This is a genomic window from Sphingobium sp. D43FB (assembly GCF_002312805.1).
Taxonomy (GTDB): domain Bacteria; phylum Pseudomonadota; class Alphaproteobacteria; order Sphingomonadales; family Sphingomonadaceae; genus Sphingobium.
Genome location: NZ_NMUA01000025.1, coordinates 56,694 through 65,125, shown reverse-complemented (window position 1 = coordinate 65,125; position 8,432 = coordinate 56,694). Strand labels below are relative to the sequence as shown.

Sequence of the window (8,432 nt, the reverse complement as noted above, 5' to 3'; positions counted from 1 at the left end):
CGGCGAGGGACAAGAGGTGCGGTTTGCGGATGCCGGGGGCGGCGTCGAAATCGAAGGTGGCGAAGGTCTTGCCTGCGGGCAAGCCGGACTGGTCGCGATGGCGCTGGATGCGCCGGGAGGAGCGATCAGCCATCTCGATCTCGAGAAGCGAGGCCAGCAGGTTGGCGGCCGGCCAGCCATCGCGATCGGCGGTGTCGGTGAGGCGCTTCCAGTTGCGGTTGATGCTCGGCAGGCGCAAGGCCTTCAGCAGGGTAGGCAGTACGGCGGCGGCCTGATCCTTGGTGCGGGTCATCAGTGCACCTCCCCGCTGGCGATCAGGCTGTTGTAGCTGTGCAGATCGGGTGGCGGGATAGCGACATCGCGCTGCGATCTTGCGGTTGGCAGGAACTCGTCCCTGAGCGCATCGACATCGGGCAAGCGCCCGCTGTCGAGAGCCTCATCGATCCGCCGGGCCAGCACGTCGACACAGTCGCCCCTGGCGGCGATATCGAGCAGCGCGACGGCATCGCGGCAGGCCTGCCGTCCATCGAGTTGGGCATCGAAGGCTTGCCAGGCCCGCCGGTAGGCGTGATCGGGGAAGAGGGCTTCGCGGTAGACGAGGTTGCGCAGTGCACCGGGCTTGCGGCGCAGGTTACCGATCATGTGCCGGAAATCGATGCTATGCCCCCGGTGGGGATGACTGATCCGCACACGCGGCGTGGACATTACCCTGTCCGGACCGAGGAAGAGCTCGATGCGATCGTCAAAGAGATGCGCGTTGAGGCGCCGTCCGACGAGGCGGGAAGGCACCGAATAGGTAACCCGATCGATGGCGACGGTGCCGTTGCGGGTGACATCGACGGTGACCATGGCGAAATCGGTGGTTCGCCTTGCGGGCAGCGCCTTGAGTACCCTGCGTTCTGCATCGATGCGCGCAGCATGCCGCCGGTTCTGTCTGGCGACCTGCGCCTCAACGAACTCGCGCCAGGCCTCGATGCTGACGAAATCGCGGCTGCCCCGCCGGCGTAAGGCCTGATCGAGCCGTCGCTTGAGATGGGCATGGGGACCTTCGATCGATCCGTTCTCGTGCGCCTCGCCGCGGTTGTTGCGGGTAGCAAGCATGCCGTAATGACGACACAGCTCGTAATAGCTTCGGGTGAAATCCCGCTGCGCATCGGCGTCGAGGTTTTTGTAGGCGGCTGACAGGGAATCGCTGCGGTGTTCGGCCGGCGCACCGCCCAGCTTCCACAACGCATCCTGCAGGTGCTCCGAAAGGGCGGCAAAGCTCTCCCCGCCCAGCACGACAGCCGCATGCTCCCAGCCACTCGCCGCCAAGCGGAAGTGGTAGAGGCGATAGGCCAGGGTCTCGCCGGCAACGGTGACCTTGAGACTGTCGCATACCGTGAAATCCGACAGGCCCTGCCGACCGGGCTCATGATGCTGCGGGAAGAAGATCTCCTTCTCGCCGCCGTGCAGTGCCCGCCAGCGTGCGATCCGGCGTTCCAGTGTTCGTCGTATCGCATCGGGAACAGCATCCTCGCCGAACTCGTCCTGGAGCGTCTCGAAGACCGTGACGGCAATGATACCGTCGATCTGGAGCAACTCCTCTATACATGGCCAGAATGGCTCGAGCGGATCGGCGCGGGTGCGCCAGTGGCGCTCCTTCTTCTTCTGGGACGGAAGCTGCGGATCGTTCTCGATCCGGCGTGCGCTGCGTTCGCTGATACCGGCCTTGGCAGCCGCGACGGCCTGGGTGTGTTGGCGACGATGGGTCATGAAGAGAAATACCTGTTGATCGGAAATGTGGTGGCCCGGCATCGCAAAGCCATCGCTCGTTGTTCGATGAGTGTTCCGATACCACCGCCCGCCACAGCCCCGATCAGCACCCCGAAAGAAGGGGAAAAAGATCGCCATCGGTTGTCTGGTCCGCTCTCCGGTCGGGGCTACGCCCCTCCCTACGATCAGACCAGACAACCGATCCTACCGGCCATCATAGTCGCCGCTCAACCGGCCATCGTAGTTGTCGCCGCGCAACAATCTCTTCGTAGGAACCGAACACCCGGTTCGACAGCCAATTGTCACGCATGAATTGCCAGATGTTTTCCTGCGGATTGAGTTCGGGGCTTTTCGAAGGGATTGGCACGATAGAGATATTGGACGGAAGTATGAGTTTTGGGGTCAGGTGCCAACCGGCTTGGTCCATGAGGAGTACCGCGTGAGCGCCGGGCGCATCCGCCGCTTCCTGATCCATGTCCTACCACGCGGCTTCTATCGCATCCGGCATTATGGCCTGCTCGCCAGTTCGACGCACAAGGAAGCTATGGCGCTCGCCCGCAGGCTGCTGGGCGTTGCTGCGCCGATCGAGGAATCCGAACCCAACGAGCCGCCCGATCATCGCCCGCCATGCCCATGTTGCGGCGGGCATATGACTATCGTCGAAACCTTCGCCCGCTGGTGCCAACCGCGCGCACCACCAACGCCAGCCTCACACGCCCGGAGACACGCGCCATGATCCGGCATGGCTCGCTCTACATGACGGTCACGCTCATAGCGTCCTGGCCGACGACCGGGCGCATGCCCATCCCGGAAAGCGGGCGCAGGACACGCTGATCCGTAAAACCACCGCTGCTAGCGGCCTAACGCGGCCCGAAATCACGCCGTTCCGCCCGATAGTCGCACTTCCGGCCCGGCAACGTCTACCCGCCAGAACCATCCCAAAGCCTATTTACCCATAGAGCAGCGCGTGGGGCCCGCGGGTTCCTGCACTGGAGGCTTTCGTACGCAAGCGCCTGAAACCCTTCACAACAACTTTCGCCGTTAGACGCTGCGGGCGCTAATGACCGCTCCTGCCGTAACCAGCCATTGCTGTCCCATTAAGCCCTCCCGCTGCAGCGCGCCAAATGTTTCGATGCAAGCGCATTCTGTTGCAGTTAGTTCAGACTGCCAGGCGCTTTCTGTGCTTTTCGATTGCAGCAATGACCTCACCCGAGAAGGGGAGATGCGTCTTTTCCTGCTCCCAAAGCCCGTCAAACCGCTCTACTGTTTCCTTCGCTGTCGAGATAACCAGATGCGACGGCAGCCGCGCTTTGTCGGCGATCGTCTCCAGTTCGCGGTAGGTGAAGGACTCCCATTCGCGGGACCGATGAAATTTGAGGGCGGCATCCTCCTCAGGGATATAGGCGACGGTCGAGAGAAGATCATATGCTGGCGCCAAGATAGGTCGGCGCTGATCGGGATAGGTCAGTGACCAGTTCTTCAGATGCATGTCACCATTGCCGATCAGCACGGAGTAGGTGAGCCGGCGGATGAATTCGACCGAGCTTGCCTCATCGGCTTCGATCGCGAGCACCGACAAAATTTGGCGGTAGCTCGCGTTCTCATATTTGTCGTCGGCATAGACGCCGTAGACTTGCGCGAAATCCTCGATGTGGACGGGTCCGGCATCGGTCCGGTCGAAACGGCGTATGGCATATGCCGACACCCCGTATCGGGTGATCCCGTCGGGCAATCCGTCGATTGTTTCGAGCGGCAGAAGATCGATGTCGGGGACATCGATCCCGAGCTTGGAGGCCAAGCTCATGGCGGCGAATTCGTTTTCCGGAACGTCGGGATGACGGGCTGACGGCAGTTTGACGATCCAGTCGCCGCCCGTGCCGCTCACCGGAATGGTGAGGCCACCATTCTTGCCCCTGTTCTTCAGGGCTGAAAATTTGAGTTGAACGCCGGCGAGTGAGAAGCGCAGTGCGCGCTTGGCTTCAGCTGCAACGCCTTCTTCGTTTGCGTCTTCAGGCTGCACGTCACGCGCCTCGACGGGCACGGCCTTGACCGCGCCTGGCAAGTCTCCGCCAAGCTGCGCGAGAAGGAGATATTCGCGCACGGACTTAACGCCTGCGCGCCGCGCAAGATAATCACGCAGGGTTCCTTCGGGCAAAAGGTTCGAGAAGAACGGCTCGATCTGTGTTTGATAGGCGCGAGGCGCATTGATGATCGCGCCATATTGGTCACGATAGGCAAGCGAAAGCGTCGGGCGCTCTTCGTCGGCGAGGTAGGCCTCGTCGAACGTGAAGATGCTACGATCGCCATCGAGGCGCGCGAGCGTCCCGATGCGGCGATCATGCAGAAGTATGTCGAGAGCGGCTGCGTCAATCATGCGTCATCCTCCTCCAGCCGGTAAGCGGGAAGCTGGCGTGCGGCCTCGATCAACGGCGCATGACGCACCTGAATGTTGCGGAAATGCCGGAGAGCCGAAGTCGCCTCCTCAATGCGTTTGGCGAGAGCCGCCGCCCCGCCCTGCGCCTCGATGATCGTCTTCAACCGTTTTGCTGGCTGCAAGGCCTCGTCGAGGGCTTTGAGTTGAGCTGCATCGAATTGCAGTCTGGGAATGCTCCGGATCGCATTCTGGAAGCCTTCAACCTGGGAGAGGTCTGGGAAGTTTGCTTTGATCCGTTCTGCGATTTGCGCCTGTTCGTTCAGTAGGCTCACTGCGCGGCTTGTTTCGACGGTCGCGCCATGTGCTCGCACCGCTCCCTCGACGGCAGGCAAAGCCTTGCGCGGCACGAGCGTGATCTCAAGGTCGAGCGCGCGCGCGATCTCGACAAGGCTTGAAAGTTTGAGATCAACCGTGCCTTTTTCGATTTTGGAGATATGGCTTTGGGGCAAGCCAACGCGCTGCCCCAGCTCCTTCTGGGTCAGTGCCTTTGCGATACGTGCCTCACGGATACTCGCCGCTATCTCTTCAATTCCCGCGCTCATTTATCTATCCTGGCATATATTTTGTAACTATGATGTGCTTGAGCATATCAAATAACGCGATGGACTCAATCGGAAATATGTCCAAGCATATTCATGGTGAACATTATATGTTTCAGCATATACATCTTGCCGTTTCGCACGGATATTGCCCCGCCTGACCAATGGTCCGGAAAGAAATAAAAGCCGTTCGAAACGACTTGGCTCCCGACTCGGCGGAAATGGTAGCGCGGGGCTAAAAACGCTTTAGGAGTGACCGTTTTCTGTTGAGTTGCACTGAGAAGTGACCCGGGAGGGTTATAAGTTTTCACTGAGAATTGACCCATGTTTTCCTCGCCCCTGGCTGACAGTCAGGAGGCATCGGAGTGATCGACATGGACTGTCAATCGGCGTGCAAACGGGACCCCCCTGTCAGGATGGCGGAACGTTGATGTAGCGGGCTTCCTTGCGCTGCGCGCGGCGTAGGGAGGGCGCAGCCCGACCGGAGGCGCGCGCAGCGCAAGGCATCTTCTAATCGACCACCGCTGGGCCGGATCAGCTCCGGTTTTTGAAGCGCCAGCTGTCATTGCCGGTCTCGACGATGTCGCAATGATGGGTGACGCGGTCGCGCGCGGACAACTTCGGCAGCTCACCGACCAGCTTGGCGGCCGTCGCGGAGAACTCCTGCATTTCGGCATATTCGCCAGCGTTGGCGATCTTCCCGTCCGCGACCGCCTCGGGATAATCGACCGCGATATAGTCGAGGAGCCGCAACGCCGTTTGTGCGGGTGCGGTTTGAGCCACCGCAGGCGTGGCGAGCGACATGATTCTAAGGTCGGCGACGGTCAGCAACCCGAGCGTGAGCGGGTAATGCGTGTCGAGATTGCGGCGCATTAGCGAGGATAAGCTGCAAATCAGTCAGTTGAGTCACGAAACGAAGCCGCGTGCTGGCCCGTGCGTGGCGATCCGATGATTATCCATCCGAACGCCCTCGTTTGCGCCGTCCGCCCGGAACGATTATATTTCAAATGGACTTGAACTGTTAGGCGACAGATGGACGAAAATCAAGCACTCGTTGCTTTGCCGCCTTTTCCAACCAAACCCGCCTGCGGATCGACCGGTTACTTGTGGTGGTGGGTGCGGACGAACGGTCTGCCGGAGCGATCGGCGAGGCGCTGGGCGATACGTCCCCATAGCGCCTGTCGTTTCACCTCAATCAGCTTCAGCAATCCGGCTTGATCGAAAGCCGGCGCGAGGCCCGGTCGATTGTCTACAGTGCCATTTTTAACGGCGTTGTCCGATCTTGTGGCGTTCCATGCGCGATTGCTGCGAAGTGCATTCCTGCCGCGACACCATGATATGGCTGTACGCATCTGCCTTCTCCTGCGACAAGCCCTCGCTCGATCGCTGGCGGAGCATCGCAAGTCGGGCAAGCGGAGCGATGCATAGGGCCAGATTTTTGGCTGCGTACCATCGAAACCGATGCAAGCACTTCGCATTCGAATCTGGCTATGGCACGCCAGTGCGTTCATGCTTTCTCTTCAAGCGCATTTTCTAGCGGTCCTGAACCTCGGGCTCACGATCTGTATTTGCAAGTTCCTGCTTCACAAAGCCCGGGACAAGGTAAGCGAGACTGTTGCTCCCTGGGTTTGCTTGCGCGTTTCCTTCCCAGAATAATCGCCGGCCCGGTTGGGATTGAAGAAACTCCGCAAGCGATCGCTGTTGTCTCCCGTGACCGCGCTGGCGCGCAAGGTCGTCTTGAACCCCGGCACAGCCATCGTCTCGACGAACACGTCCCACACCGGTCTTTCCCGCCAGAACAGGCGTTCGCCGGTATAGAAAATCTCGGCCTCTTGCGCGGATTCATAGCTGAAACCCCACGACGACCGCAGGCGGGGCAGATCGTGGCGAAACTCGGCCTCGAAACTGGTCGAGGGCAGATCGTCCATCGCCCGGGCCTCGCCCGTCAATGGATCGCGGAACCGGGAATCGCGAAGCGTGCCTGACACCGTAATCCGCGCCCCCTTGAGCAGGCTGTGCAAGGGCAAGGTTGCTTTGCCGGTGATGCCCCATTGCCGGGCATCGCCAATCGTGCCGAGCGCCTCAGCGTTCTGCCCGGGCAAGATCAAATTCCATTTGGGGCAAGCACTTCAACTATATTGTTGACATTGTCAAGTATTCTGGCGAAATTGGTGGCATGAACGACGCCATTGCCTCCATTCGCAGTTTCAACCGCTTCTACACGCAACTGGCCGGGGTGCTCGATGCGCGCTTCCTAGGCAGCGAGGCGACACTTCCCGAGGCGCGGCTGCTGTTCGAGATTGCTGTCAATGAACCGGGAAGCGCCAATGCGCTGCAGGCGAGCCTGGGTATGGACGCAGGCTATGTCAGTCGCATCCTCACGCGTTTCGAGAAGCGTGGCTGGATCATCCGGGATCGCGGCACCGACGCCCGGACTCGTCCGATCCGGCTGACCGAGGCGGGTCGAGATGCATTCGCGCTGCTTGATGCACGCCAGCGCGATGCCGTGGCGGGCATGATCGCGCGGCTCGATCCCGTCGCACAGACCGACTTGGTAGATGCGCTGGCCAGAGCCCGCCTCCTGCTCGACCCCACGACCACATCGGGCTTCTCCATCCGCCCGTTCCGGACCGGTGACATGGGCCGGATCGCCGCTCGGCAGTCCATTCTCTACGCCGACAGCCATGGCTGGGGACGCGGCCTGGAGGTGGTGGAAGGCGAGGTTACGACCGCGTTCCTGCATAATTTCAAGCCAGGGCGTGAGCAATGCTGGGTGGCAGAAATTGACGGCGTCATGGCCGGATCAATCTTCCTGACCGACGAAGGCGGCGGTAACGCGCGGCTGCGCCTTCTCTATGTCGAGCCGTTCGCGCGCGGACGACGCATCGGCGACGCGCTGGTCACGACTTGCATCGGCTTCGCGCGGGACAAGGGCTATGCCACGCTGACACTCTGGACGCAGGCGGTGCTGGAGACCGCGCGCCGGCTTTATACCCGGCACGGGTTCGAGCGGATCGAAACCGCCGTCCATCACGATTTCGGCGAACCGGTCACCGGGGAACGATGGCAGCTTCGCCTCGCGCCACCGTCGGGGCGCGAGACTGCGCAAGAGGCCCTGGAAACATGATCGGCAACGTCACCACTAGGCTCGCCACACCGGCAGACCTCGTCGCGCTCAATGATCTCATGACATTGGCGATTGATCGACTTCAGACCGCCTTCCTGTCGCACGAACAAGTGTTGGCGAGCCGTGCGATCATGGGGCTCGATACCCAGCTTATCCACGATCAAACCTATTTCATGGTTGAGGAGGACGGCGTACTTGCTGGCTGCGGCGGGTGGAGCCGACGTGCGACGCTTTATGGCGGTGACCACAGCGCTTCGCGTGATGCAGCGTTGCTTGATCCGCTTCGGGATGCAGCGCGAGTCCGGGCGATGTACACCCATCCGAATTTCGTCCGGCGCGGCGTAGGAAGGCGCATCCTTGACCTGTGCGAAAAGGCGGCCGCCGCCGAACGCTTTGACCGGGTGGAACTGATGGCGACGCTGAGCGGACAGCCGCTCTATGCGGCATGCGGATACAGCGTGATCGAACCGGCTACAGTGGACGTGGACGGGGTGTCGGTGCCGCTCATTCGCATGGGCAAACATTTGAGCGATTAACCCGCGACGATATGCAGCATGCGGCAGTCACCACCCTGCTC

At 61.0% G+C, this 8,432-nt stretch carries 8 protein-coding genes and 4 pseudogenes; 3 read left to right on the top strand and 9 right to left on the bottom strand.

What is annotated here, in order from left to right:
- From SxD43FB_RS18125 to SxD43FB_RS18115, 3 genes and pseudogenes are all read right to left on the bottom strand, one after another.
- A partial coding sequence (locus tag SxD43FB_RS18125; protein ID WP_255245799.1) for an ATP-binding protein occupies positions 1-292 on the bottom strand: 292 nt, incomplete at its 3' end.
- Positions 292-1,755, bottom strand: a complete 1,464-nt coding sequence (gene istA, locus SxD43FB_RS18120) for an IS21 family transposase (protein WP_176482829.1) — start codon at positions 1,753-1,755, stop codon at positions 292-294. The genes istA and SxD43FB_RS18125, both read right to left, overlap by 1 nt.
- A gap of 256 nt (positions 1,756-2,011) precedes the next feature.
- A pseudogene (locus tag SxD43FB_RS18115) lies at positions 2,012-2,209 on the bottom strand (transposase); the annotation flags it as partial.
- Here SxD43FB_RS18115 and SxD43FB_RS18110 point away from each other — a divergent pair.
- Positions 2,210-2,491 (top strand): annotated as a pseudogene (locus SxD43FB_RS18110) (transposase); the annotation flags it as partial.
- 423 nt (positions 2,492-2,914) lie between these two features.
- Here the strand turns inward: SxD43FB_RS18110 and SxD43FB_RS18105 are convergent.
- The 6 genes and pseudogenes from SxD43FB_RS18105 to SxD43FB_RS18090 form a co-directional block, all read right to left on the bottom strand.
- On the bottom strand, positions 2,915-3,856 hold the full coding sequence (locus SxD43FB_RS18105) for a HipA domain-containing protein (RefSeq protein WP_255245800.1): 942 nt from the start codon (positions 3,854-3,856) through the stop codon (positions 2,915-2,917).
- Positions 3,857-4,129 (bottom strand): annotated as a pseudogene (locus SxD43FB_RS26000) (HipA N-terminal domain-containing protein); the annotation flags it as partial.
- Positions 4,126-4,731, bottom strand: a complete 606-nt coding sequence (locus SxD43FB_RS18100; RefSeq protein WP_096063380.1) for a helix-turn-helix transcriptional regulator — start codon at positions 4,729-4,731, stop codon at positions 4,126-4,128. The pseudogene SxD43FB_RS26000 and the gene SxD43FB_RS18100, both read right to left, overlap by 4 nt.
- Before the next feature lie 531 nt (positions 4,732-5,262).
- Positions 5,263-5,334: pseudogene (locus SxD43FB_RS26360) on the bottom strand (ATPase); the annotation flags it as partial.
- A 494-nt stretch (positions 5,335-5,828) separates the two neighbouring features.
- Positions 5,829-6,080 carry a hypothetical protein gene (locus tag SxD43FB_RS25330; protein ID WP_176482827.1) on the bottom strand — a complete coding sequence of 84 codons (252 nt, stop codon included), beginning with the start codon at positions 6,078-6,080 and terminating at the stop codon, positions 5,829-5,831.
- Between the two features lie 231 nt (positions 6,081-6,311).
- Complete coding sequence (locus SxD43FB_RS18090) at positions 6,312-6,830, bottom strand: hypothetical protein (RefSeq protein WP_141249537.1); 519 nt, start codon at positions 6,828-6,830, stop codon at positions 6,312-6,314.
- 74 nt (positions 6,831-6,904) lie between these two features.
- Here SxD43FB_RS18090 and SxD43FB_RS18085 point away from each other — a divergent pair, with 74 nt between their 5' ends.
- Both SxD43FB_RS18085 and SxD43FB_RS18080 read left to right on the top strand, forming a co-directional pair.
- Positions 6,905-7,855, top strand: coding sequence for a helix-turn-helix domain-containing GNAT family N-acetyltransferase (locus SxD43FB_RS18085; protein ID WP_096063378.1), 951 nt, complete (start codon positions 6,905-6,907; stop codon positions 7,853-7,855).
- Complete coding sequence (locus tag SxD43FB_RS18080) at positions 7,852-8,391, top strand: GNAT family N-acetyltransferase (RefSeq protein WP_096063377.1); 540 nt, start codon at positions 7,852-7,854, stop codon at positions 8,389-8,391. The genes SxD43FB_RS18085 and SxD43FB_RS18080 overlap by 4 nt, the downstream gene beginning before the upstream one ends.
- The last annotated feature ends 41 nt before the right edge of the window (positions 8,392-8,432 follow it).